The organism is Oceanobacillus sp. FSL K6-0127 (assembly GCF_037983385.1).
Lineage (GTDB): Bacteria > Bacillota > Bacilli > Bacillales > Amphibacillaceae > Oceanobacillus > Oceanobacillus profundus.
Window position 1 is genome coordinate 3,581,699 of the sequence record NZ_CP150287.1, and the last position, 26,241, is coordinate 3,607,939.

The window sequence follows — 26,241 nt, forward strand, 5'->3', positions numbered from 1 at the left end:
ATTTACTTCTACCGTTAGCCATAATATACTAAAATAAAGAAAAATGCACGGTTATCATTCATAGCGTGTATGACTATTTTCGTAAAACTTTCTGCTTTTAGTATACAATATAATGCACTAGAAATTGATGAAGGGAATAAACAAGACATATGGCCACTATTACACAGCTTCATATTTTTTCAAAAGTTATTGAAATCGGCAATTTCACGAAGGCAGGTCAAGCCTTAAAAATGACACAACCAGCTGTCAGTCAGGCTGTTTCCAGTCTTGAGGCTGAACTTGGTGTGTCACTATTGATCCGAGATAAATCAAGGGGACTCATTCTGACAGACATCGGTGAAAAGATTCTTCTGCAAATCCGTACGATTGAAAACAGCCTTAAAATAATTGATCAGGAGGTTGCGGCAGAAAAAGGCCTTGAAACTGGCACAATCAAAGTCGCTGGTTTTCCCGATGTATCCGCACGTTTTCTGCCTAAGATTATTCAGGCAATCCAGCAAAAATATCCGAATATAACCATCGAATTATTTGAAGGGTCTGTCGAAGAAGTTTTTAACTGGATCACATCACGTATGGTTGATATTGGATTTATTTACTCTCCACATAGCAGCCTGGATATTATTCCATTAGTGGAAGATAAATATATGGCAGTATTTCCTCCTGAACATCATTTACTTAAAAAGTCATTAATTACGTTGTCAGATCTATCAAATGAATCATTGATTGTTGGTAAGTGGGGAGATCCAAAAGCGATTGAACAACTATTTATCGATAAAGGACTTCCCTATCATCAAAAATATACCGTTTCAAACTTAAATACAATGCTCGGAATGATTCAGGAAAGGCTTGGTTTATCCATACTCCCTGAACTTGCTATAAAAGATACGGAAATGTGGAAATACGCTCGTCCAATTTTGACCGATTATCGTCGAAATATCGCATTAGCTGCTATTTCACTACAGCACGTTTCGCGAGCGACCAAGCTGTTTATTGACATTGTGAAGGAACAGGTCAATTAAGAACAAAATGCACGTTACTGAAAGAACAAGCCTCCCCCCTTCTCCACGGGGGCCTTTTTTATAGAAGTCACAATGCTTATACTTCTTCATACCTCCTCAATCCTATTAAAGGTTCAAGATGATCACCTATATGACCTAGTGTTTGTTATGAGCTTGATTAGCTGCTCATTCAGTATCTCTATCGGTGTTGTATAGTTTTGTTTATGCCACTCAATGATAATTCCGATTATTGCATTGGCGTGGTAGCTTATGAGGTAATCGAAGTCAACATCCAAATACACTGCATTATTATCTATGCTCAAGGATTCTTCCATAAATTTACGAATTGTATCAAAGACGAGATAATAATAAGTCATTGGAGATTTTCCATCAAATATAATCTGATAAAAAGCTTTATATTTTTTTACATGATTAAAAATATCAATCATATCAGGTGTCATATTATTTATATTAAAATTTGTATTCAAATATGGTTTCTCATATGCCTTTCTAAAATCTTCCACAATCACTTCAAAGTAATGACGAAACACATCATGGACATCACGATAATGCAGATAAAAGGTCCCTCGATTAATTTGCGCCAACCTACATAGCTCTGAAATGCTTATTGTTTCTAAAGTCTTTGTTTTTAATAGTGTGAGCAGTGCCTTTCGCAAGCTTTCCTCAGTCTTTATAATACGTAAATCTTTTTTCACTTTTTCTCCACCTTTAATCAACATATTTCTTAATAAGCGTATATTAATCAGCATTTCTCGATTTTCTGTTGATTGCGCTTTCTTATTAGACCATATATACTTTTATTGTACAGGTGTTCATTATCTTCATCAATATGAAGGAGGAAATTAAATGAAATTACAAGAAAAAGTTGCGATTGTAACTGGTGCTGCTTCAGGTATGGGAAAAGCAATTGCGAAGTTATATGCTAAGGAAGGTGCTAAAGTAGTTGTAGCTGACCTTAATTTTGCAGGTGCTGAAGAAGTTGTAAAAGAAATCATTGCAGATAATGGGGTTGCTGTGGCCGTTCAGGTTAATGTGGCAAACCAAGAAGATATTGATCACATGATTGATACAGCTGTTAATGAATACGGTAAATTAGATATTTTAGTAAATAATGCAGGAATTATGGATGGGTTTGAGCCAGTTGCTGACATTACGGACGAACGCTGGGATTTAATATTCGATGTAAATACGAAAGGTGTTATGCGTTCGATGCGTAAAGCAATTCCGTTATTCCTTAAGCAAGGCGCTGGTGTCATTGTGAATATCGCATCAACAGGTGGCTTAAATGGGGCACATGCGGGAGCAACCTATGGTGCTTCCAAGCATGCAGTTGTTGGTTTAACGAAGAACACAGGTTATATGTACGCACAAAAGGGTATCCGCTGCAATGCAATCGCTCCTGGTGCAGTAAATACAAATATTTCTGCTTCCATGAAAAATATTAATCCGTTTGGGATGGAGCGAACCAAAACAGTTCAAGGTGTTATTCCGAAAGTTGGGGAACCAGAAGAGATTGCAAATGCTGCACTTTTCCTTGCTACAGATGAAGCGAGCTTTGTAAATGGAACAGTTCTTACAGTTGATGGCGGCTGGACTGCTGCATTCTAATATGGATAAGGCAAAAGCACTTTCTTTTTTCACAAAAAAAGAAAGTGCTTTTAATTCTAATATATTAATACTTGCACTTCAACAGCTGTCACACAGTGAAATATTTTGGGGAATATATTCTAATGAACAATTAAACGAGTGATCCGCCACCATCTTTAAGATATTTTATAATGCCTTCTGAAGCTCTGTAAGATAGCGCACCAATCGTACCTGTCGGGTTAAATGAACTGTTATGCGGAAATGCGGAAGCACCAATAACAAATACATTCTCGGCTTCCCACATTTGTAAATAAGAGTTTACTGCCGATGTTTTCGAATCAGCCCCCATAATTACGCCACCAGTGTTATGAGTATTTGTATCCACATTCACATTAAAGGTTGCTTGTTCTTCAGTAGTTTCATAATGATCCGCGCCAATTTTCTCCGCAATTTTACGAGTTACTTTAGACATATATTTTACTAATTCTTTATCTTGTTCGGTATAGTCATATGTCATGCGTAATAATGGCATGCCATATGCATCTTTATACTCAGGATCAAGATCAAGATAATTGTCTTTATGTGGCATGCTTGCACCTTGTGATTTCACCTGTAACGTACTATTTGCGTATTTAATCGATTGCTTTTTAAACTCTGCTCCCCATGACGGTGTTCCGCTTGGTACTTGATTAATGGCAATTGGTCGGTTGCCATATTGCGTCATGCGAATCCCTGAACCATGAATAAAGTTTACATCTGAATGGTCAAAGTTATCTCCAGCGAAATCAGGAATTTCAATTCCTAAGGCCCCAGCCCCAGCATAGTTATTAAACGCTTTATCCTCATAGAATAACGTAGTAGCACCTGCACTTACTTGATAGCAATAGTTTTTGCCAATTGATCCTTCCCCAGTCTCTGGGTTATATGGTGTACCTAAGTTAGAGTTTAATAGTAAACGAACATTATTAAATACATAGCTTGTTACAATAACAACATCAGCTGGCTGTTCAAATTCTTCACCAGTAATTGTATTTACATAAACAACTCCTGTTGCTTTTGTTCCATCATTTAAAATGCGCGTTACATTGGAATGTGTTCGAAGATCGAGGTTACCTGTTTCCTTAGCAACCGGGATAACCGTAACTACTGGATCGGCCTTCGCTCCATACTCACACCCAAAGTTTTCACAGAATGCACAGTATTGACATGCTGATCGTGAGATACCATCAGGATTCGTATAGTTTTCCGATAGGTTAGCTGATGGCAACATATACGGATGATAGCCTAATTTTTTCGTTGCTTCCTCAAACAATTCAAAAGTAGGTGTCTTCACCATTGGTCCTGTTGGATAAGGATTTGAACGGTGTCCATACATTTCTACCGTTTCACCAGAAATCCCAGCCATTTTTTCGAATGTATCATAATATGGCTCAATTTCATCGTATGTAATTCCCCAGTCCTGTAATGTATACTCTGAACCTAGTTTATTTGTGCCATATTTCTCTTCAGTCAAGGATTTAATTTCAAAATCATATGGAAGAAATCGATAGGTTTGACCATTCCAGTGACTTCCTGCTCCACCAACACCATCTCCAACAATAAATGTTCCGTAACTGCGCATTGGAAGTGCACGCATATTGGGATCATTACGATGTGTAATGGTTTCTTTCGATAAGTCTTGCATTAATTCTGTTCGATGTTGAAAGCGAAGCTCATCATGTCCCATTAAATAGTCATTTGTAGTTCGCTCTTTCCCACGCTCAATGCCTACAACTTTAATTCCTGCTTTTGTCAGTTCAGAAGCAATAATGCCTCCTGCCCATCCCATTCCAACAATAACCGCAGGCACTTTAGGTAGTTTTGTGCTCATGTTTGTCAATTCCTTTCTTCAAGTCCCTCTTCAATTTAGTGCCCCATATGGCTTTGTAAACTTTCAGGTTCCAATTCAATAAATTCTTTGCTTACCACTTCATTGTTATAGTTCATTCGAGAACCCGGGAATTTGCGCATTGCCCAGCCTTCCATGTCTTTGTTCCCGCCATACATTGGATCTGCGTACGCACCTTCGATCGTTAATATACGAAGCAAGTCAAAGAAAATACTGCTCGATACACCGGAAAGTTTGTATTCCCCATTTTCAAACTCGGTCAAAATCTCATCCTGCTGTTCGCCTTCTAATGAAGTAAATTTACTGTCAAATTTATTCCCACTATAGTCATCCAGTCCCTTTAACCCCAATAAGAATAAATCTTTCCGTAAAATACGTACTTGTTCCTGTTGAGTGGCCTCTGCTTTATAAAATGCACCTAACATATAGTCCTTTGCATTAATTCCCCAAGGACTCGCCAATTGATGGTCAATATAAATAGCTACATTTAAATCAGCTGCACCTGGTCCATTCTCATCTGCAGGGAAAATCCGCTCTGTTGCAGCAATTGTAGTTTGGTACTGATCAGGTGTGAAAAACATTAATGCAGCATTTGGATTTGCTGCAGGAGCGGCATGTTCGTGCTCAGTTTTTGGTGCTTGGTGCTGTTTTTCACCACCAAAACCAATTAAGCCTCCAAGCACACTACCAACTACTACCCCGCCAGCTGCTACTCCAGAATTTCTAAGGAATTTACGCCTTGAAGACCCCTTCTCGTCAAGTCCATATTTCTCTGATTCTTCCATCATATAACCCCCAGTAAATAGACTGATAATATTTGATTTGGTTGCTTATGAAAGGAATTAATTACCCATTCAAAAGCACTACAAAGAAACTCTCACCCATTTCGGATGAGAGAGCTTCCATTTTACTATGTAGTAGAAAGCTTTTTTTAATCTCAGTTAAAAGAATTATAGCATAGTAATCCTTCTAAATAACAATGCGAATTTGGTTATATATCATAATCAAATACTTATGAAAACGTTATATATCATAATTTTAGAATTTTATGTAATCATAAATTTTAAAAAGGATTACTTAAATTTAGAGGTTTCTTTACACAAGAAGTCGAATTATTAAATGATATATATTTGAGGGGGTCCACCATGCTAAAATTTGAAGAATATGTTTATGAAAGACCTATACTCCATGAGGAACAGGCGACATTTAAAGTGCTATTAAAGAAATTTACAGATGCACAATCAGCTGAAGAAGCAATTGCTGGCACAGAAAGCATCAATGCTTTTCGTAACAGACTATCAACTTTATTTAATTTGGTCTATATACGTGCATCAATCGATACAAAAGATGAGTTTTATCAAAAGGAACGTGACTATTTCGATGAGATTCAACCAAACCTAAAAGAAATGACCACCGAATTTTATAAAGAACTGGTTAACTCTCCCTATCGCAAGAATTTAGAAAAGCAGTTCGGTTCTCAGCTCTTTCAGCTTGTCGATAACGAAATTAAAGCTTTTTCACCTGAAATAATTAGCTTATTACAAAAGGAAAACAAGCTTTCTTCAGAATACTCAAAGCTTGTAGCCTCAGCAGAAGTAGCCTTTCAAGGTGAAACCTATACATTGGCACAGCTTGCCCCATTTGCACAAAACGAAGATAGAGAAGTTCGGAGGCAAGCAGTCACTGCATATGCAGGCTTTTTCGCGAGCCATGAGGATCAATTTAATTCCATTTATGATCAGCTCGTAAAAGTGCGACATGAGATTGCCGGGAAGCTTGGTTACAAAAATTTTGTGGAAGTTGGTTACTTACGAATGCAGCGAATTGGTTATAATGCTGAAATGGTTGCCGCATTCCGTAAGCAAGTTCGGGACTACATCGTTCCACTTGCTACAAAGCTATATGAGAAACAGGCAGCACGCATCGGTGTTGATACATTAAAATTTTATGATGAAAGCTTTCAATTTAAAAGTGGAAATGCTAAACCAAAAGGTTCCCCAGAATGGATTATTGAAAACGGCCAAAAAATGTACAAGGAATTATCCAATGAAACAAATGAATTTTTCCATTTTATGCTTGATCGTAATCTGATGGATCTTGAAGCAAAAAAAGGAAAAGAAGCCGGCGGATACTGTACATTCATTGAGGATTACGAGGCTCCATTTATCTTCGCCAATTTCAATGGAACCTCTGGTGATATTGATGTGCTAACACATGAAGCAGGACATGCTTTCCAAGTTTATACTAGTCGGAATCTGAAAGTGCCAGAATACGTTTTTCCTACAAGTGAAGCTGCAGAAATTCATTCCATGAGCATGGAATTTTTAACATGGCCATGGATGGAGCTTTTCTTCAAGGAAGATACCGATAAATATAAGTACTCCCATTTAACTGATGGCCTACAATTTCTTCCTTACGGGGTTGCTGTTGATGAATTCCAGCATCTTGTATACGACAATCCAGACTGGACACCAGAACAACGTAAAGATGCTTGGAGAAAACTTGAAGAAATCTATTTACCACACCGTGATTACGACGGCAATGCATATCTAGCTTCTGGTGGGTATTGGCATCGTCAAGGACATATCTATGATATACCTTTCTATTATATTGATTACACGCTTGCTCAAATTTGCGCTTTCCAATTTTGGAAAAAGTCGCGTGAAAACCATGAGGATACATGGAAAGACTATCTAAACCTCTGTAAACAAGGCGGCTCACAGTCCTTCCTTAATCTTGTAAAGACAGCAAAACTGAATTCTCCGTTCGAGGCAGGAACAGTCCAAGCAGTTATTCAAACAATTGAAGATTGGCTCGATTCTGTGGACGATAAATCATTATAATATTATTTTAAAGCAGTATTCCGAATTGGGTACTGCTTTTTTTAGTGTATCTAAAACCCAAAAGTTAATATTATGTAAACGTAATTGGTATTAGTACAATCCAAATTTCCTTTATGCTAGAATAGACTACAAAGCATACATAAAGGAGAACATTATGAGTTATAAAGTACTTTTTCTAGATATCGACGGTACCATCCTAAAACCAGATCACACATACACAGATTCAACAAAAGATGCTATTGAACAAGCAAAGCAAAATGGGGTTGAAGTTTTTATTGCAACCGGCAGACCATATATTGAAATTCAGGATCTTGCTGAAGAATTAACTATTGATTCATTTATTGCTTATAACGGCGGATATGCAATCTATCAAGATCAAACCGTGGTCAATGAACCAATGGATCCAACGATTGTAAAAGAATTCATCGAAATCGCTAAACAGCATAATCATGAACTTGTTCTTTATACAAAGGAAAAAAACTACTTCACAGATCTTAACCATCCATTTGTTAAAAAATTCAATGACATTTTCCAGTTGAAACAAAATGCGTTATTTACTGAGGAAGTTGCAGATCAAATCATAGGTGCTACCGTATTGAATATTGAACCAGGAGATGCATCACTTTATGAAATAGAAGAAAATATTCGCTTGTCACAAGTAAATGTAGAAGGGGCAACAAAGGCCTTTGATATTATTCGAAAGAACGTCAATAAAGGAGAAGCCGTTACAAAAATTCTTCAGCGCATCGGTATACCAATGGAGCAAGCTATCGCTTTTGGAGATGGAATGAATGATTGTGAAATGCTGCAAGCTGTAGGCGAAGGATTCGCAATGGATAATGCACATCCAGAACTATTTACTTACGCAAAGCACCGTACCACATCTGTTAGTGATTCTGGTATCTATAACGGCTTAAAAAAGCTCGGGGTTATCGAGTAATGGGAATATAAAAAGCAAAACCCAACAATCAAGGGGTTTTGCTTTTTTTCATAAGTTGAGGCTTATGGAGACGATAAGGGCTAGATCTATTTATAAAAGAAAGCCACCGTAAATAAGAGCTCCGGCAATTACAAATGCAGGGTGTATTTTAAAACGCTCGATTAATAGAAAACTAACGCCAACCAGTAGTACCGTCTGCCAAATTCCAATTCCTATATAAGATTCACTGAAAAACCTCCATGCCATAACACCGAGCAATATAGCAATGACCGGCTGAACAAAAAGCGTTAACCGCTTTACTTTAGGAGAGTCCTTATATTTTAACAACAGTCCACCAAGGAATATTAATAAAATTAGAGATGGAGCCACAGTAGCAAATACGCCTACAATCGACCCAATAACCCCTCCTACTTCATAGCCTATGTACCCTGCCATCTTCGTTGCAATTGGACCTGGTAAAGAGTTTCCAAGCGCTAAAATCTCACTAAATTCCTGCACTGACATCCAACCATATCGTAATACCACTTCATTTTCAATAAGGGGAATGGAAGCAGGTCCTCCCCCATAGCCCAGAATACCCGGAATAAAAAAGGCGACAAAAATATCAATATAGATCATACATCTTCACCTTCTTTATTCTTTTTTTGCTTCTTGTGGACTGGCAGAGACAGCGCCAGGATGAGTAGAACAGCAATCAAAATTCCTGGATGCACCTGAAGAATTTGCAAAGTGATAAAGAAAATGGCAAGAAATATACATGTCTTTACCCATCCCAAGCCAATAGCAGCTTTTTGGGCAAATTGCCATGTCAAGACAGCCATCATCATCCCCACTACTGGAACGACTGCTGCCGTCATTCCTTGCACCCAATCAAATTCTTTAACTTGTGAAAGTGTAGTGAGTAAAACAATCATTAATAAAATCGTAGGTACAATCGTTGCAAGAACGGCATTTATCATTCCTAGTGTACGGGCAACCCGATAACCAATATAACCAGGTAGCTTCGTTGCAATTGGACCCGGTAATGTGTTTGCTAAAGCAAGAATATCACCAAATTCCTCGTTATCCATCCATTTATAGTGATCAACTACTTCCTTTTGAATAAGCGGTATCGAAGCAGGTCCTCCCCCAAATCCGAGTATACCAACACGAAAAAAAGCAATAAATAAATTCCAATGTGTTTTCATTTGTCACAAACCTTTTTCTATTTTTAGTATGTTGCCAGCCTATCCAGTGATGAGCTTTCGAGTAAGCCCGTGAATCCAGTAAATAGGCCCCAAATGTTGATGCTCTCTTAATGCTGGAACCCCATTCGCTTTAGATAATCAAATAACTCACTGCGCCAAGAAGCTCATAGCCTACATAACTTACAGAATGAACTTATCATTCCTTTGATTGGTAACTCATCTTTGACCAATCAAAGGAGCCTACTCTCTTCCCATTAGGACTCTCATCACTTCTATGAACGACCAAATAAACTTACTCTCTTCTCATTCGGGCACTCATCACTTCTATGAACGACCAAATAAACTTACTCTCTTCTCATTCGGGCACTCATCACTTCTATGAATGACCAAATATACTTACTCTCTTCTCATTAGGGCACTCATCCATTTATGATTTCCTTAAATATGACGTTCAAATCATTTATACCATTATACGTGAATGAAACATATTTTTAAATATTTCATTCCTTCTTCATCGACACGATATAGTTACAATTCTGACACACTTCTTTAACATTTTAAATAACTTCATCTAAAAATATGTGATATGATAAATATATAAAGAATGCTCAATGTTTCACAATATCTTTTTTAGGAGGGTTATTATGGTTGTAACTGCTCAAAACAAAATGGATTTTAAAAGTGGAAAATGGCAAGAGGAAATTAATGTTCGCGACTTTATTATGCAAAACATTACTGTCTATACTGGTGATGAAAGCTTTTTAGCAGGATCGACAAGGAACACGACAATTTTATGGGAACAAGTGATGGATTTAACAAAGCAAGAACGAGAAAATGGTGGCGTATTGGATATGGACACATCAATTGTATCAACCATTACGTCACATGGAGCAGGCTATTTAAATAAAGGTATTGAAAAAATTGTTGGTGTCCAAACAGACAAACCTTTTAAGCGCTCTCTTCAACCATTTGGTGGTATTAGAATGGCAGAAGATGCTCTACATGCATACGGATATGAGTTAGATGAAGAAGTAAAGCATGTCTTCAACAATTATCGGAAGACACATAACCAAGGTGTTTTTGATGCATACACACCTGAAATGCGAGCAGCAAGAAAAGCTGGAATTATTACAGGTCTTCCTGATGCTTATGGACGCGGACGGATCATTGGCGATTACCGAAGAGTTGCTTTATATGGTGTTGACAGGCTAATCGCAGATAAACAAAAAGAACTTGCAGCAACCGGAGTTAATGGTGTGATGTCCGAGAAAATCATTCGTGACCGCGAAGAGCTTTCTGAACAAATTCGTGCCTTACAAGAGTTAAAACAGCTCGGTTCAGATTATGGATATGATATTTCCAATCCTGCTACAAATGCAATCGAAGCGTTCCAATGGTTATATTTTGGTTATTTAGCAGCTATCAAGGAGCAAAACGGCGCAGCTATGAGTCTTGGCAGGGTTTCTACCTTCTTAGATATTTATATTGAGCGTGACATTCAAAATGGTGTCATTACAGAAGAAACAGCACAAGAGCTTGTCGATCATTTTGTAATGAAACTACGACTTGTAAAATTTGCAAGAACTCCAGATTACAATGAATTATTTAGTGGCGATCCAACTTGGGTTACAGAATCAATTGGTGGTATTGCTAAAGATGGTACACCGCTTGTGACAAAGAATTCGTTCCGATTTTTACACACATTAGACAATCTTGGGCCTGCACCCGAACCAAACTTAACGGTTTTATGGTCTGATCAATTACCACGCCCTTTTAAGGAATACTGTGCATCTATGTCCATTAAAACAAGTTCAATTCAATATGAAAATGATGACCTCATGAGGAAACAATTTGGAGATGATTATGGAATTGCATGCTGTGTTTCTGCAATGGAAATTGGCAAGCAAATGCAGTTCTTCGGTGCACGAGCTAACTTAGCCAAAGCATTGCTATATGCACTTAATGGCGGGGTAGATGAACAATCCTTCACTCAAGTAGGACCGAACTATGAACCAATTACTTCCGAATATCTACACTATGAGGAAGTAATGGAAAAATATGACCAAATGCTAGAATGGCTTGCCGGATTATATATTAATACACTAAATGTGATTCACTACATGCATGACAAATATAGCTATGAACGAATTGAAATGGCATTACATGATAGAGACATTCTCCGGACAATGGCAACTGGGATTGCAGGATTATCAGTTGCAGCTGATTCACTAAGTGCCATTAAGCACGCAAAGGTAAAAGTAATCCGCAATGAAGCTGGCTATGCCATCGACTACAAAATAGAAGGAGATTTCCCGAAATACGGAAACAATGATGACCGAGTTGACGCTATTGCAGTCGAACTTGTCACAGCCTTCATGAATAAAATCAAAAAGCATCAAACATACAGAAATTCTGTACCAACACTTTCTGTATTAACAATTACTTCCAATGTCGTTTATGGGAAGAAAACTGGAAACACACCAGATGGACGAAAAGCTGGAGAGCCCTTTGCTCCTGGAGCGAACCCATTGCATGGACGTGACGAAAAAGGAGCACTTGCATCCCTCAGCTCTGTCGCAAAATTGCCTTACGAATACGCATTAGACGGAATAAGCAACACCTTTTCCATTGTACCAAAAGCATTAGGGAGAGAAGAAAGTACACGAATTCAAAATCTAGCAGGAATGCTAGACGGATATACGATAAAAGGTGGACATCATTTAAACGTCAATGTGTTTGATCGAGAAACATTGCTCGATGCAATGGAGCATCCAGAACAATATCCACAGCTAACCATCCGTGTATCTGGATATGCGGTAAACTTTATTAAATTAACGAGAGAACAACAATTAGATGTTATTAATCGAACATTCCATAAAGGGATGTAAGCAAACCACTTGTAAGGAAAAAAGCATGCAATAGTTAGATGATATAGGTTCTCGCTTCCCTGTTTAAGGGGAGCACCCTATTACGTCAACAATTTTAATGGGGAGGTTTTTCAAGTGAAAGGTCGAATTCATTCTATCGAAACATGTGGAACCGTCGATGGTCCAGGTTTGCGCTATATAATTTTTATGCAAGGCTGCCCGCTCCGCTGCCAGTTTTGCCATAATCCAGACACATGGAAAATGGGCGATGGCAAGGAAATGACGGTAAATGAACTCGTCACGGACATCAAGGATTACCTCCCCTTTTTCCAAGCATCTGGTGGAGGCGTTACCGTAAGTGGCGGAGAACCATTGCTCCATGTTAAGTTTCTGATAGCCCTTTTTAAAGAACTAAAAGAATTAGGTATCCATACAGCAATTGATACTGCCGGTGGCTGTTTCTCCAAATCTCCTGCATTTCTGAAGCAGCTTGACGAACTCTTGGAACTAACTGATCTAGTGTTAATGGATATCAAACAGATTAATCCAGTGAAGCATAAAATACTAACTGGCATGTCTAACGATCATATTCTCCTACTTGCTCGTTATTTAGATAAAAAAAATATTCCTGTCTGGATCCGTCATGTGCTTGTTCCTGGACATAGTGATAATGAAGAGGATTTAAAGGATTTATCTCATTTTATTCATACACTAACTAATATCAAGAAAATCGAAGTATTACCTTATCATAAAATGGGCGTATATAAGTGGGAAGCACTAGGGTTAGAATATCCGCTTGACGCTGTCGAACCGCCAACAGATGCACGCGTTCAAAATGCAATACAAATTTTAAATGCATAACAAAAAGTCAGGACTCTCCTTTGAAAAAGGGCCCTGACTTTACATGTAATCTACTTTCCTGGTAAAACTGCTTCCGTAGTCATTTCCCATTCATGAATATCATACCCTCTTGCTCCATAAACAACATATGGATCGTTTTTCACAATTTCTTCAACCTCTTCAAAGCTTTCCGCGATGTAAATAACAAGTCCACCAGTACTATCCGTAAAACGACCTTTAGCAAAAACTTTCCCCTGTTCGGCTAACTTGCCTAAATAGTCTAAATGATCTTGACGATACTGCCTGCTTTTTTCAGCATTCTTCATTGGTGAAAATGCAGCATAATACTTCATATGTATCCCCCTCCTAATTGAAACTAGCATTATTATATCGCAATTTTCAAAGAGTTACATAATAAAAGGTTCTTTTAAAAGGGAGCCAATCCTTTTAAGAGAACCTTTCTATCATACTTGAATCTTCACATCATATTTACGTAGCCAATAATCAATTTGACATAAGTGTGCAATTAATTGGGGGCCGCGCATTAACTGACCATACCATGGCTCCTTAAATTCCTTGCCTTCACTGTTTACAATAGCTTCCACTTTTTCACGCTTCATAAATTCAAATAAACGAGCATTCGGATCTGCTAAAATTGTTTCCATCCACGCTATTACCTGCTTCGTATATTCTGGTTGAAAGGTCCTCGGATATGGACTCTTTTTTCGATATAAAACATCATCTGGTACAATACCTTCCAGCGCCTTGCGTAAAATTCCTTTTTCACGTCCATCGAGATTTTTCATTTCCCATGGGATATTCCAAACATATTCCACAATACGATGATCTGCATAAGGGACACGTACTTCTAGACTGGCTCCCATACTCATCCGATCCTTCCGGTCAAGCAGCTGCGCCATAAACCATTGCATATTTAAATAAAAAAGCTCTCTGCGCTTGGCTTCTTCAGGTGATTCACCATCCAGCCTTGGCGTTTCCAGAATAGTTTCCTGATAACGATTTTGAACATAGCTTTTTAAATCTAATTTCTTTTGCCATTGGGAATGAAGCAAGTCGATTCGCGCATCTAAAGAACGCATCCAAGGAAAACCATCTTGAATGGCCGACGGATCATGAAACCATGGATAGCCACCAAAGATTTCATCAGCACACTCACCGGACAATGCCACCGTTGTTCTTTCTTTAATCCGACGACAAAACCATAATAAAGATGAATCAATATCCGCTTGCCCTGGCTGATCTCGAACATCTACCGCTTCCTTCAGTAAAGCAGCAAGCTCAAGTCCAGAGATAATTTCATCATGATGATCTGTCGAAAATACATTAACCATCTGTTCAATCCAAGGCTTATCACTAGAGGGCTGGAAGGTACTTGACTGAAAATGTTGCTCATTTCCAGCATAATCTACTGAAAAAGTCGTTAATGTTCCCTTTCCTTTTTCCTTAAAATAGTCTGCAGCTATAGCTGTAATCGCGCTAGAGTCTAATCCACCAGATAACAAAGTAGATACAGGTACATCTGCTACAAGCTGCCGTTGCACTGCATCTACAACTAGTTCTCTTACCTTTTGCGCAGTATCTTCCAGTGAATCAATATGTGGCTTACTGACCATGTTCCAATAACGCCAAACTTTTAACCCATTTTTGGAAAAGATTAATGAATGCGCTGCACGAAGTTCACGTATACCTTTAAATAATCCGTGTCCAGGTGTTCTCGACGGCCCTAGACCAAAGATTTCCGATAAACCTTCATGATCTATTGCTGCATCAACAGCATCATGAGCTAGAATTGCTTTCAACTCTGAGCCAAAAATGAACTGCTCTTGTTCCTCATAAAAAAACAACGGTTTTACACCTAAACGGTCTCTCGACATAAAAAGCTGTTCTTTTTCTTCATCCCAGACACCAAATGCATAAATGCCATTGAGATAATTGACGCAATCTTCTTTCCACTCCAAGTAAGCTGTCAGCAAAACCTCTGTATCAGATGAGGTCTGGAATACATAACCTTTTTGAAGAAGCGTTTGGCGTAATTCCTCCGTATTGTAAAGCTCTCCATTATAAACAATCGTATAAGTAAAATCATTCTTTTTCTTATGCATTGGTTGTTTTCCGCCTTCTAAATCAACAACCGACAGCCGCTTATGTCCAAACCCAGTATGTTCATAGATCCAATGATTTGTTTCATCAGGTCCCCGTAATGATAACGTATCTGTCATTTTCTCCAAAACCGCTAGTCGTGTATGCGCATGCCTCTTCCAGTCAACAAATCCAGTTATTCCACACAAATGATGCCACCCTTTCCACCCACATTTTTAAGTCTACTTCTCATCGTATGCAAAAAAGTCGGATAAAGTGATAAAGTGAGACTTCATTTAGCGGGGAGACTCCTTCCAACTAAATATTAGTACCACAAGGGTATGACCTAAAGGCCCTTGAACAGAATCAGGAATTTACGGGCTGTTTTATCCCCTATCCTCAGCATTTTGATTTTCTTCAGGATTGGAGGTCGAGATATCACAGTTCGTTAATGCGTGGTAAAAACACCCAAAGAATCTCTTCTAGGGTGTCTCTTCTATTACATCATTTTACTCGACAACAGTAACCGTTTCTTTATTTCCAATAATTACTTTCGTTGTCATATCGATAAATAAGCCAGTTTCTATTACTCCAACAATTTGCTTCAATTGTTTATTTAATTGATCTGGATCTGGTATTTTATTGAACGGACAATCCAATATGTAATTCCCATTATCGGTAACTAATATTTCTCCATCAAGCGTACGCAGCTTTGGCACACAGCCAAGTTTCGAAATTTCATTTGCTGTTCGTTCCCAAGCAAATGGAAGCACTTCGACAGGCAATGGATACTCTCCCAAATGTGAAACCATTTTTGATTCATCCACAATAATAATCAGTTCCTTAGCAGCCTGTGCAATAATTTTCTCACGAAATAACGCTGCACCTCCACCTTTGATGAGTTGATGATTTTCATCTACTTCATCCGCACCATCAATTGTAATATCCAATTCCTTTACTTCCCGAAAATCAGTAAGTGGTACGCCAAATTCCTGCGCCCATTTCTCTGTTTGTTTTGATGATGGAATTCCCTCAATATTTACACCAGCATCAACAAGCTCACCTAGCTTCCGTACCATCCAATATACAGTTGATCCCGATCCAAGACCTATTTTCATACCATCTTTTACAAAAGTCGCAGCTTTTTCTCCAACTGCTTTTTTCATTTGATCTTGTTCCGTTAGCATTACTTACGCCTCCTTGATTATATATCTATTAATTATTATAGCTTATTCGACCCGTCCAGCAAAATCAGGAGAAATTTTATAAATACACTCAAATCGCAAGTTTGATAAATTTATATTAGATACGTAACCGCACAAAAAGAAGACTCACAAAACGAGCCTTCTTTTCATTTACTATTTATTCAGCTACAATTGGTTCTTCTTGCGTAACTGCAATATCATAACGATACATGTTTGTTCCATCACCGATATAGTAATTATGAACTCGATTATTTACAGGTACAAGCTCTGAACGGTATAATGTTGGGAATACAGGAACTTCATCAATCATGAATTGCTGCCACTCATTGTATACTTTTTGACGATTCTCTAGTTCAAAGGCATCCTCCGAAACTCCAGCAGCCAGTAATTCATCGTTTTTGTCACTTGAATAACGAGAGAAGTTGAAGATCGCGTCTCGGCCATACAATCCTCTAGGATCTACGTCGATTCCAACGCCCCAAGCTGCTGAGTAAATATCAACCGCTGGGTCATCATCACCATTTTGACCTACACGATCGTAGAATGAATTAAATTCTTGTAAACGTCCATCTAAAAGCTGCACATTTAAACCAACTTGTTCCCAAGCCTGGATATAGTATTGAGCTAATGGTTCTGCCACTTCTCCTCCAGACATAGAAGCAAAATTAATAACAAGCTCTTCGCCATCAGGATTTTCGCGGAAGTTATCTCCATCTACATCTACATAACCAGCCTCATCCAAAAGTTGTTTTGCTGCTTCTGGATCATATGAAACTCCAGCGTTTGAATCATCATGGAATTCTGGATGTGACGGTGGAATGAGTGTTGTTGCATTCCAACGTAGACCGTTATAGAAACGTTCACCAACAGTCGTGTTATCTACTGCATGCCACATTGCTTTACGTAGATTAACATCTGCCATTTTTGCTTCAGGATCTGTCACAACTTCACCATTTTCTTTGTCCCAAGTACCTAATTTAAATCCAATATATGAATATGACCTATCAATTCTTCCTAAATATTCAACATTGGACATTTCTGCATTGTCAGGGTATTGATCCACCTGGAATGCACTCACGGTATCAACACCACCGGATTCAAGCTCTTGTACTACCACATTCGGGTTAATTACTTTTACAGTAACACCATCTAAATTTGGCTCGCCTCTCCAGTAGTCTTCATTTTTAACCATGGTTACGGATTCCCCCGGTACAATGCTTTCTACCTTAAACGGACCAAATCCAATTGGGTTTTCACGTACTTCTGGTGATGCAGACATTTCTGCTACTTCCATATCACCAAAAATATGCTTCGCTAATGGATATGTCCAAATACTACCAGTTACTAGTGATGGTGTTGCTTGAATATAGGTGATCTCTAATGTTTTATCGTCAATCACTTTGATACCTGAAATCGTATCCGCTTCACCTGCATGGTACTCTTCCATTCCTTCAATATTAGTAAAATCTGAACCATATCGTGGGCCATCATAGTCTGGATGGCCAATTACTTCATGCGCGAACAACCAATCTTCAGCAGTGACTGGCTCACCATCATGCCAGTTTACATTATCACCAATCGTGAACGTAAAGACATGCCCATCTTCACTGATTTCATACGTAGCTGCTCCATCATTTGTATACACATAGTTTTCATCCCAAGTTAGCAAAGCCTCATCAAACCAATCTAAGATTTGAGCATCTGGGTCTCCTGAGTAGAAATTCCAGTTTAGCGTTCCTTCAAATGCAGTATCCGAAACTAAACCAAATGTAAGTGTTCCTCCATCAATTGCTTCCCCTTCATTTGTCTTAATTTGATTAAAATCTTCAATTGAATAAAGTTCACTTTCACTATCACTTTCTCCTCCATCATCAGCCTCTGCTGAATCCCCAGAATCAGAACCACTATCAGTCCCTTCACTTTGACCATCATCAGAGTCCCCGCTACAAGCAGCTAATGCAACTAAAAGAACCAACATTAGTGCTAACAGCGCCTTCATAAGTTTTGACTTACCCATAACTCTAACCTCCCCTTTTTTTAAAAGCTTTTTCTTAATTTCAGTTTTTAATGACTGAAATTATATATCTAACATTAATACGATTTGAATAAAGGTATTAATGTAGGTACCAAAGTAAGATGTGTACACAACCATCCTTTATTAACCTCTTCGCTGCCTTGCATCAGTAGCGCGTTTTAATGCCTGGCCAACATTATTTATAGCAAGCATCAAAATTAGAATGAGTATTGCTGCCGGTAGCCAAATCCACCATCTAAATTCAAGCGTTTGCGGATTTCTAGCATAACTGATAAGTGTTCCAAGGCTTGGTGTACTTTCCGGGAAGCCAAATCCAAGGAAAGAAAGACCAGATTCAATTCCAATATTCGCTGCTAAGTTTAATGTCATTGTAACAATAATTATAGAACTTAAGTTAGGCAGAACTTGTGCAAACATAATTTTAAAATTGGACGAACCCAAAGTCTTCGAAGCTTGAACATAATCGAGCTCCCTTTCCTGTAATGCTTTCGAACGAATAAGCCTAGCAATCCCCATCCATAAAAAGGCGGACATAATAAGAGAGAAAGACCAAATGCTATAATCAGATACAATGGTTACAAAAACAATAACGATCATTAATGTTGGCAAAACCATGAAAAAGTCAACTAACCGCATAGCAGCGTTATCAATATGGCCTCCAAAATACCCAGAAATTAAGCCGAGCAAAATCCCAACTGTTCCTGATATTAAAGTAACTAATATTCCAATAGATAACGAGTTTCTCGTTCCAATAATTAATTGGCCAAACACATCACGACCACCATAATCCGTACCTAATATAAATTGATCATTTGGAGGTTCATGTATTGCAAATAAATCAACTTTTACAATTTCCCCTTGATCTAAAAATAAAGAAATACCATATACAAACATGCATGTAAGTATCAACAGGATTAAAGATATTAACGCAACTTTATCTCGGACAATTTCCCTCCATAAAATTGAAAATCCGGAGGGACTTCTTACTTGATCAGACGCTTGAACGTCTGCATTAACCTTGTTCATTTCCATTTTAACTCACCTCAGTGTCTCTCGGATTCTACTTGATGCGTATCCTTGGATCAACGATACTTAAAATAATATCAGAAAGCAAAGCACCTAATATGGCAGCAATACCAAAAATTAATACAACTGAAGTTACGACACTATAATCTCGTAAAAGTACCGAATCAAGGAATAATTGCCCCATTCCCGGAAAAGAAAATATACTTTCAATAAATATAGATCCTCCGATTAACCCTGAAATTTCATAGCCAAAAAAAGCAGCAATTGGCAATAATGAATTCCTGAAAATATGTCGATTATATACTCTCGATTCAGGAGCTCCCTTAGCCCTCGCAGTTACAATAAAGTCTTTCTGTTTCGTATCAATTATTTCACTTCGCAAATATTGAACCGTAGAAACTGTGGTAATTACTGCCATTGAAAATGCAGGTAATAATAAATGTTGTAACTTACTTATAAAATACTCAAATGTTCCTGGTGTTAGTCCTGGTGCAACACTTCCACCTGTTGGAAACCAACCAAAATGAAAACCGAAAACCCAAACCATCAATAAGGCGGTAATAAACAGTGGGGCTGCAAATCCAATATAGGTATAGCCTGTAATTGCACGGTCTAACCACGTATCGTTCCAGCGTCCGCTAATAATGCCCAACGGAATCGCCATTGCATATGTAAAAATTAGTGTAAGAAGTGACAACCAAAATGTGTTAATCATCCGTTGTTCAATCAGATCAGATACGGGCATCTTATATCGAAATGATTGTCCAAGATCCCCTTGTACGACGCCTTTAACCCAGTCACTATATTGAACATACCATGGATTGTTGAGACCTAGCCGTTCACGCTGCTCTTCGATTGCAGCCGGATCAATATTTGGATCGATTAAGCCAGTAAGTGCATCTCCCGGCATCATTTGCGCTAGAATAAAAATAATAACACTAAGTATTACAATTTGAGGAAAAGTTACAAAAAGTCGTCTAACAATAAATTTCCACATAGAATCAACCTCTCTTCGGCAAAGCAACTTTATGTGTATCCGATATCGATTGCAAGCTGTACGCTAATCCTTCATGATCAAAATAATCATTATAGGAACTGTTGTATTCTTCTTGTACCTCTTGACGATATCGATATTGCTTTTCACGCATTCGCGGATTAATATCAGGAATTGCAGCAACGAGACGTTTCGAATAAATATGATGAGGTTTCGTAAAAATCTCTTCTTTTGTCCCTTCTTCCACGTAACGTCCCTTATACATAATTCCTATGTGATCACACATATGTTTAATGATACCTAAATCATGACTAATTAATAGGTATGTCAAGTTTAGCTGATCTTGAATTTCTCGCATGAAATTAAGTACCTGGGCTTGAACAGAAACATCTAATGCTGAAACAGGCTCATCAGCAATAATTAACTTTGGTTTTAAAGCTAGTGCCCTTGCAACACCAATCCGTTGCCTCTGTCCACCAGAGAATTGATGGGGATATTTCAATATACTCTCTGGACTCAATCCTACAAGTTCCAATAAGTCTTGTACTTTCTTTTTTTCCTCCTGTTTAGAATGCATTTCGAAATTTCGCAATGGTTCTGCAATAATATCGAGAACACGCTTTTTAGGATTCAAAGACGAATACGGATCTTGAAAGATCATTTGAATATCTTTTCTCAAATCTTTTGTCTTACTTTTCATTGATGTAATATCTTTACCTTCAAATAATATCTGTCCAGAAGTTACATTTTCTAAACCAATAATTGCTCTTCCAGTGGTTGACTTCCCTGAACCTGATTCTCCAACTAGCCCGTATGTTTTACCTTGTTCCAGAGAAAAAGAAACACCATCAACGGCTTTGATATGGCCAACGGTGCGATTGAAAACTCCGCCTTTAATCGGAAAATATACTTGTAAATCCTTAACCTCAAGAAATGCCATTCTTCTCAGCCTCCTTACTTTCTTCAGAGAAGTAAAAATGCGTGTGACAACTGCACCTTACAAAATGACCTGGTTTAACCTCATGCAATACAGGATTTTCTTCGTGGACAGAGGCGTCAATCCAAGGTATTCTTGATGCAAAACGGCACCCTTTACGCGGTAAATTTTTTAACGATGGGACAATCCCTTGAATGACGTGAAGCTTGTCTTGTCCTTCCGTTGGTACTGAATTCAGTAATGATTTGGTATAAGGATGTAATGGATTTTCGAACAATGTATGTACTTCAGCAATTTCTACAATTTGTCCAGCATACATAACAGCTACCCGGTCAGCCATTTCAGCAACAACACCTAGATCATGCGTAATTAGAATAATTCCGGCATTCATTTCTTCTTTTAGCTTGCGAATTAAATCCAGTATTTGCGCCTGAATCGTTACATCTAGTGCTGTAGTCGGCTCATCTGCAATTAATAATTCTGGTTTATTCGAAATTGCAATCGCTATAACAACTCGTTGTCGCATCCCCCCAGATAATTCATGCGGGAATTGCTCATATACAAATTCCGGACGTGGAATTCCTACTAAATTTAATAATTCTATAACTCTTTGCTTACGTTGTTTCTGTGTCATTCTAGGATTATGTAAAAGTAATGCTTCACTAATCTGTTCTCCAATTTCCATTAGCGGATTTAATGCTGTCAGTGGATCTTGGAAAATCATTGCCATATCGTCACCACGTAATTTATTTAAATTAGCAGCAGACATGTCTACAATATCCTGATCATTGAGCAGAATACTTCCTTCTATTTTTGCCCGATTGTGGAGTCTCATTATGGAGAATGCAAGTGCACTTTTTCCCGAACCCGATTCTCCAACAATACCTAATACTTCGTTTTTATTTAGCGTTAATGTAACATCATCCACTGCAGCATAATAATCATCACCGATGCGGAATGAGGTTGATAGGTTTTTAATTTCCAATAATTTATTACTCAAATTAATCCCCCTAAAGTATTAATTTACCTCTACTATGAAGTATGATTGATATAAAAGAGCTACATGGTACTTAAAAAAATTTGATCTACTGCACCCCCTCTAAACAGAAGGTTCTGATAATTATTAAAAAATAAAAAGTCTTCCTAACTAATAAATATAATAGACTTATAACTATTTTGTAATTATTTTTAGCATATTAGCTTTTGTGATTTTTCTAATAATTCACATCCTGAGTCAATACAAAGACAAAAAAGTTGTATTTCTTTATCGACTTATTCGGAAACTTATATTTGTTTTTTAAACATTTTGTATTATCCGAAATCAAATCGTAAATATTTCTTAATATATTAGAAGATTATAAGTGAATATTTTTATAAAAGCAATATCTTTTGATAAAATTTAACAGTAATAAATTCTGATAATTTTCGTTATTAATAAGAATTCTCTTTATAAAGTCTTTACTATTAAGGGTTTAACAAGTAAACATATAAATATTTTTTTAATTAATTTTTTTCGCATTATATGAAAATTTTAAATCTTAATAGCTAATTTTGCAGATAAATTTAATTGACTAAATCAATTTTTTTCGCCTGAAATCTGACAAACTTTGACAAATCAACGGATGTATCCGCTTACCGTTTTTCCTGAAAACAGAAAAAAAGCCTCTTGGAAAATAAATGCCAAGAAGCTTTTTCTTATAATGCCATGTAAGCTTTTTCTTTTTTTGGGGTTTTTTGTTCGGCAAGCTGCTGAATATTGGACATTGCACCAATATCCAAATTTCCTCCACTTACAATCACACCGCAGTGCCTTGATTTTATTTTATCATTATGGGCGAATAAGGCTGCCAAGGCAGCTGCTCCCGCTCCTTCCATTAGTGTTTTATTTCGTTCGAGCATATACACAATGGCTGAAGCAATTTGCTCATCTGTCACTGTAACTATATCGTCTACATACTCCCTGATAACTGGTAAGGTTAGACTTCCTGGTTCTTTAACAGCAATTCCTTCTGCTATAGTTGAAACCTTATTCGATTTCATCACCGAATTAGCATGGTAGCTCTCATATATTGCCGGGGCCCCTTCTGCTTGAACACCGATTATTCTAATATTACGGTTCACATGCTTCGCAGCAACAGCAATACCGCTAATTAATCCTCCCCCACCGATTGGGACGAGGATCGTATCCATTCTGTCTTCTTGCCGAAGCATCTCCATTGCAATGGTTCCCTGTCCTGCCATAATATCATAGTCATCAAAAGGATGGATATAAACTGCCCCAGATACCGATTGATGTTCGATGGATGCCTGATATGCTTCCTGGAAGCTCTCACCAATTAATACTACTTCAGCACCATAGTTTCGTGTAGCATTCACTTTCGCAAGTGGCGTACCTTCTGCCATAAAGATGGTTGCTTTCACGCCAAGCTTCGCTGCTGCATGCGCAACCCCTTGTGCATGATTTCCTGCAGAGGCAGTAAGCACACCTTTAGCAAGCTGTTCTTTTGACAGCTGCATCAGCTTAAAGCTTGCTCCACGAAACTTAAATGCTCCTGTTTTTTGCTGATTTTCCATTTTGCAATAGACGTGTTTTCCTACTATATTATCTGTCGTATGTGATGTTAATAATGGTGTACGATGAACAATGGGGGTCAGCCGCTTCATTGCATGGTAGACCTTATCACCGTTTAAGAAATCCCCAAGACCATTCACTCCTTCTTCTCGTTCAAAATTCATTTAATTTCTGTTGGCTTCATATGCTAATATTTTATTTTCTTGAAGCAAGGTTAATGCAATATCATCCCAGCCATTCAACAGCTTTTCCTTATGATATTCAGGGATATCAAAGGTTATGACATTCCCCTTCTCATCAGAAATTTGTTGGTTCCGTAAATCAACATGCAAAACAAATTGTGAATCTGCAGCATCTTGCATCCATTCATGAAGTTGCTCTTCTTCCATCTTAATCGGAATAATTCCATTTTTCAATGCATTATTATAGAAGATATCAGCAAAGCTTGGTGCAAGAATCACCTTAAAACCAAAGTCTGTCAGTGCCCACGGCGCGTGTTCTCTTGAAGAGCCACAGCCAAAATTCTCACCTGCTATTAAAATCGATGCGTTTTTGTATTGCTGTTGATTTAACGTAAAGTCTTCTCTTGGGTTACCGTCATCATCAAATCGCCAGTTATAAAATAAAAATTCTCCAAAACCTGTACGCTCAATTCTTTTCAAAAACTGCTTAGGAATAATTTGATCCGTATCCACATTTGAGCGATCTAATGGGTATACTAATCCTTTATGCTCTTGAATTGCTTCCATTGTTCGTCATCTCCTAGCTAAGTACTCCTGCAAAGTTACGTACATCTACAAATCGCCCTTCAATCGCTGCGGCTGCTGCCATTTCGGGACTGACAAGATGCGTACGTGCTCCATTTCCTTGCCTTCCTTCAAAATTACGATTCGAAGTGGAAGCACAACGTCCTCCAGCTGGAACAATATCATCATTCATTCCAAGACACATACTGCACCCTGATTCTCGCCATTCAAATCCTGCTTCCGTAAAAACTTTATCCAAGCCAGCTGCTTCAGCTTGTAATTTTACACTAAAGGAACCAGGAACGACGATTGCTTTAATATGATCCTTCACTTTTCTACCTTTAACAATTGCCGCTGCTTTTTCTAGGTCACTTAATCTTGAATTTGTACATGAACCAATAAACACATGATCAATTTCAATAGAAGTAATTGGCTGATTTTCTTCCAGACCCATATATTCAAGAGCTCGCTTCACATCTTCTTTATGGTCCGAATCTGCAACAACCGGTGTATTCCCACCAACAGGTACACACATTCCTGGATTTGTCCCCCATGTAACCTGTGGTTCAATTTCATCAGCTTGAATGGTCACGGTGTGATCATACGTAGCACCTTCGTCTGTTGCTAAAGCAAGCCATTCTTCTGCTGCTTTATAGAATGCTTCTCCATTAGGAACATATTCTCTTCCTTCTAAATAATCAATCGTTTTCTGATCCGGGCTGATCAATCCTGCCCTCGCACCTGCTTCAATTGACATATTACAAACAGTCATTCTTCCTTCCATGGATAAGTTACGAATTGCTTCACCTGTATATTCCATGACATACCCTGTACCAAAGCGAACTCCAAATTTCCCTATAATAGCTAGAATCAAATCCTTTGCAGTTACACCTGGACCGAGATCACCAATAACTTTAACATTCAATGATTTTGGGCGTTCTTGCCAGATCGTTTGAGTTGCAAGTACATGCTCCACCTCACTCGTGCCAATCCCAAAAGCTAACGCGCCGAATGCACCATGCGTAGAAGTATGACTATCCCCGCATACGATTGTCTTTCCTGGCTGTGTCAACCCTAGCTGTGGTCCGATTACATGAACAATACCTTGGTCTGGGTGAAACATATCTGCAAGTTTAATTCCAAAATCGGCACAATTCTGCTTTAATGTCTCCATTTGCTTTTTTGAAATCTCATCTTTGACAACTTGTCGATTTATAGTTGGCACATTGTGATCCATCGTCGCAAATGTCAAATCAGGGCGACGAACCTTTCGATTGTTCATCCGTAAACCTTCAAAGGCTTGTGGCGAAGTTACTTCATGAACAAGGTGCTGGTCAATATATAGAAGGTCTGGTTTTCCCTCTTCTTGGTGTACCACATGCTTCTTCCATATTTTATCAATGATTGTTTCCGGTTTTCCCATTTCCTAACACCTCACTCTTTAAAATACGTATG

22 protein-coding genes are annotated in these 26,241 nt (G+C 38.1%); 6 read left to right on the plus strand and 16 right to left on the minus strand.

The window, feature by feature from the left end:
* The first annotated feature begins 149 nt into the window (after positions 1 to 149).
* Positions 150 to 1,019: a LysR family transcriptional regulator gene (locus MHH64_RS17705; RefSeq protein ID WP_118889908.1), complete on the plus strand. Its 870-nt coding sequence runs from the start codon at positions 150 to 152 to the stop codon at positions 1,017 to 1,019.
* A 122-nt stretch (positions 1,020 to 1,141) separates the two neighbouring features.
* Here the strand turns inward: MHH64_RS17705 and MHH64_RS17710 are convergent, their stop codons facing one another.
* Positions 1,142 to 1,714: a TetR-like C-terminal domain-containing protein gene (locus MHH64_RS17710; RefSeq protein ID WP_118889907.1), complete on the minus strand. Its 573-nt coding sequence runs from the start codon at positions 1,712 to 1,714 to the stop codon at positions 1,142 to 1,144.
* Positions 1,715 to 1,865: 151 nt separating this feature from the next.
* On the opposite strand from MHH64_RS17710, the gene MHH64_RS17715 reads away from it, so the two are divergent.
* Positions 1,866 to 2,627, plus strand: coding sequence for an SDR family oxidoreductase (locus MHH64_RS17715; protein ID WP_118889906.1), 762 nt, complete (start codon positions 1,866 to 1,868; stop codon positions 2,625 to 2,627).
* A 130-nt stretch (positions 2,628 to 2,757) separates the two neighbouring features.
* Here MHH64_RS17715 and MHH64_RS17720 read toward each other — a convergent pair whose 3' ends face one another.
* Positions 2,758 to 4,476, minus strand: coding sequence for a GMC family oxidoreductase (locus tag MHH64_RS17720; protein ID WP_118889905.1), 1,719 nt, complete (start codon positions 4,474 to 4,476; stop codon positions 2,758 to 2,760).
* 35 nt (positions 4,477 to 4,511) lie between these two features.
* Positions 4,512 to 5,279 (minus strand): gluconate 2-dehydrogenase subunit 3 family protein, encoded by a 768-nt coding sequence (locus MHH64_RS17725; RefSeq protein WP_095310700.1) that lies wholly within the window; start codon positions 5,277 to 5,279, stop codon positions 4,512 to 4,514.
* A gap of 360 nt (positions 5,280 to 5,639) precedes the next feature.
* On the opposite strand from MHH64_RS17725, the gene MHH64_RS17730 reads away from it, so the two are divergent.
* Both MHH64_RS17730 and MHH64_RS17735 read left to right on the plus strand, forming a co-directional pair.
* Positions 5,640 to 7,337 carry a M3 family oligoendopeptidase gene (locus tag MHH64_RS17730; RefSeq protein ID WP_095310702.1) on the plus strand — a complete coding sequence of 566 codons (1,698 nt, stop codon included), beginning with the start codon at positions 5,640 to 5,642 and terminating at the stop codon, positions 7,335 to 7,337.
* 154 nt (positions 7,338 to 7,491) lie between these two features.
* Positions 7,492 to 8,277, plus strand: a complete 786-nt coding sequence (locus tag MHH64_RS17735) for an HAD family hydrolase (protein WP_095310704.1) — start codon at positions 7,492 to 7,494, stop codon at positions 8,275 to 8,277.
* A gap of 90 nt (positions 8,278 to 8,367) precedes the next feature.
* Here MHH64_RS17735 and MHH64_RS17740 read toward each other — a convergent pair whose 3' ends face one another.
* The gene (locus MHH64_RS17740; RefSeq protein ID WP_095310705.1) at positions 8,368 to 8,895 is read right to left on the minus strand and encodes a chromate transporter; all 528 of its coding nucleotides are present in this window, start codon (positions 8,893 to 8,895) and stop codon (positions 8,368 to 8,370) included.
* Complete coding sequence (locus MHH64_RS17745; RefSeq protein WP_095310707.1) at positions 8,892 to 9,464, minus strand: chromate transporter; 573 nt, start codon at positions 9,462 to 9,464, stop codon at positions 8,892 to 8,894. The genes MHH64_RS17740 and MHH64_RS17745 overlap by 4 nt, the downstream gene beginning before the upstream one ends.
* Before the next feature lie 644 nt (positions 9,465 to 10,108).
* On the opposite strand from MHH64_RS17745, the gene pflB reads away from it, so the two are divergent.
* Together pflB and pflA are read left to right on the plus strand one after the other, a co-directional pair.
* Complete coding sequence (gene pflB / locus MHH64_RS17750; RefSeq protein ID WP_340002117.1) at positions 10,109 to 12,352, plus strand: formate C-acetyltransferase; 2,244 nt, start codon at positions 10,109 to 10,111, stop codon at positions 12,350 to 12,352.
* A 114-nt stretch (positions 12,353 to 12,466) separates the two neighbouring features.
* Positions 12,467 to 13,192 (plus strand): pyruvate formate-lyase-activating protein, encoded by a 726-nt coding sequence (gene pflA / locus MHH64_RS17755; RefSeq protein WP_095310710.1) that lies wholly within the window; start codon positions 12,467 to 12,469, stop codon positions 13,190 to 13,192.
* Between the two features lie 50 nt (positions 13,193 to 13,242).
* Here pflA and MHH64_RS17760 read toward each other — a convergent pair whose 3' ends face one another.
* The 11 genes from MHH64_RS17760 to leuC all read right to left on the minus strand — a co-directional run bounded on the left by MHH64_RS17760 (position 13,243) and on the right by leuC (position 26,209).
* Positions 13,243 to 13,524: a YciI family protein gene (locus MHH64_RS17760; protein ID WP_095310712.1), complete on the minus strand. Its 282-nt coding sequence runs from the start codon at positions 13,522 to 13,524 to the stop codon at positions 13,243 to 13,245.
* 111 nt (positions 13,525 to 13,635) lie between these two features.
* Entirely contained in the window at positions 13,636 to 15,480 is a 1,845-nt protein-coding gene (asnB, locus tag MHH64_RS17765; RefSeq protein ID WP_340002118.1) for an asparagine synthase (glutamine-hydrolyzing), read from the minus strand.
* Positions 15,481 to 15,780: 300 nt separating this feature from the next.
* On the minus strand, positions 15,781 to 16,458 hold the full coding sequence (rpiA, locus tag MHH64_RS17770; RefSeq protein ID WP_095310715.1) for a ribose-5-phosphate isomerase RpiA: 678 nt from the start codon (positions 16,456 to 16,458) through the stop codon (positions 15,781 to 15,783).
* Positions 16,459 to 16,633: 175 nt separating this feature from the next.
* Positions 16,634 to 18,493: an oligopeptide ABC transporter substrate-binding protein gene (gene opp4A / locus MHH64_RS17775; RefSeq protein WP_095310717.1), complete on the minus strand. Its 1,860-nt coding sequence runs from the start codon at positions 18,491 to 18,493 to the stop codon at positions 16,634 to 16,636.
* Positions 18,494 to 18,634: 141 nt separating this feature from the next.
* Positions 18,635 to 19,537: an ABC transporter permease gene (locus tag MHH64_RS17780; protein WP_095310831.1), complete on the minus strand. Its 903-nt coding sequence runs from the start codon at positions 19,535 to 19,537 to the stop codon at positions 18,635 to 18,637.
* Positions 19,538 to 19,571: 34 nt separating this feature from the next.
* Complete coding sequence (opp4B, locus tag MHH64_RS17785) at positions 19,572 to 20,534, minus strand: oligopeptide ABC transporter permease (protein ID WP_095310719.1); 963 nt, start codon at positions 20,532 to 20,534, stop codon at positions 19,572 to 19,574.
* 4 nt (positions 20,535 to 20,538) lie between these two features.
* Positions 20,539 to 21,471 carry an ATP-binding cassette domain-containing protein gene (locus MHH64_RS17790; protein ID WP_095310721.1) on the minus strand — a complete coding sequence of 311 codons (933 nt, stop codon included), beginning with the start codon at positions 21,469 to 21,471 and terminating at the stop codon, positions 20,539 to 20,541.
* Positions 21,458 to 22,468, minus strand: coding sequence for an ABC transporter ATP-binding protein (locus tag MHH64_RS17795; RefSeq protein WP_118889899.1), 1,011 nt, complete (start codon positions 22,466 to 22,468; stop codon positions 21,458 to 21,460). The genes MHH64_RS17790 and MHH64_RS17795 overlap by 14 nt, the downstream gene beginning before the upstream one ends.
* Positions 22,469 to 23,163: 695 nt before the next feature.
* Positions 23,164 to 24,204, minus strand: coding sequence for a threonine ammonia-lyase (ilvA, locus tag MHH64_RS17800; RefSeq protein WP_240033814.1), 1,041 nt, complete (start codon positions 24,202 to 24,204; stop codon positions 23,164 to 23,166).
* Entirely contained in the window at positions 24,205 to 24,789 is a 585-nt protein-coding gene (gene leuD / locus MHH64_RS17805) for a 3-isopropylmalate dehydratase small subunit (protein WP_095310725.1), read from the minus strand. It abuts the gene before it with no gap.
* A gap of 13 nt (positions 24,790 to 24,802) precedes the next feature.
* Entirely contained in the window at positions 24,803 to 26,209 is a 1,407-nt protein-coding gene (gene leuC, locus MHH64_RS17810) for a 3-isopropylmalate dehydratase large subunit (protein WP_095310727.1), read from the minus strand.
* Between the last annotated feature and the right edge of the window lie 32 nt (positions 26,210 to 26,241).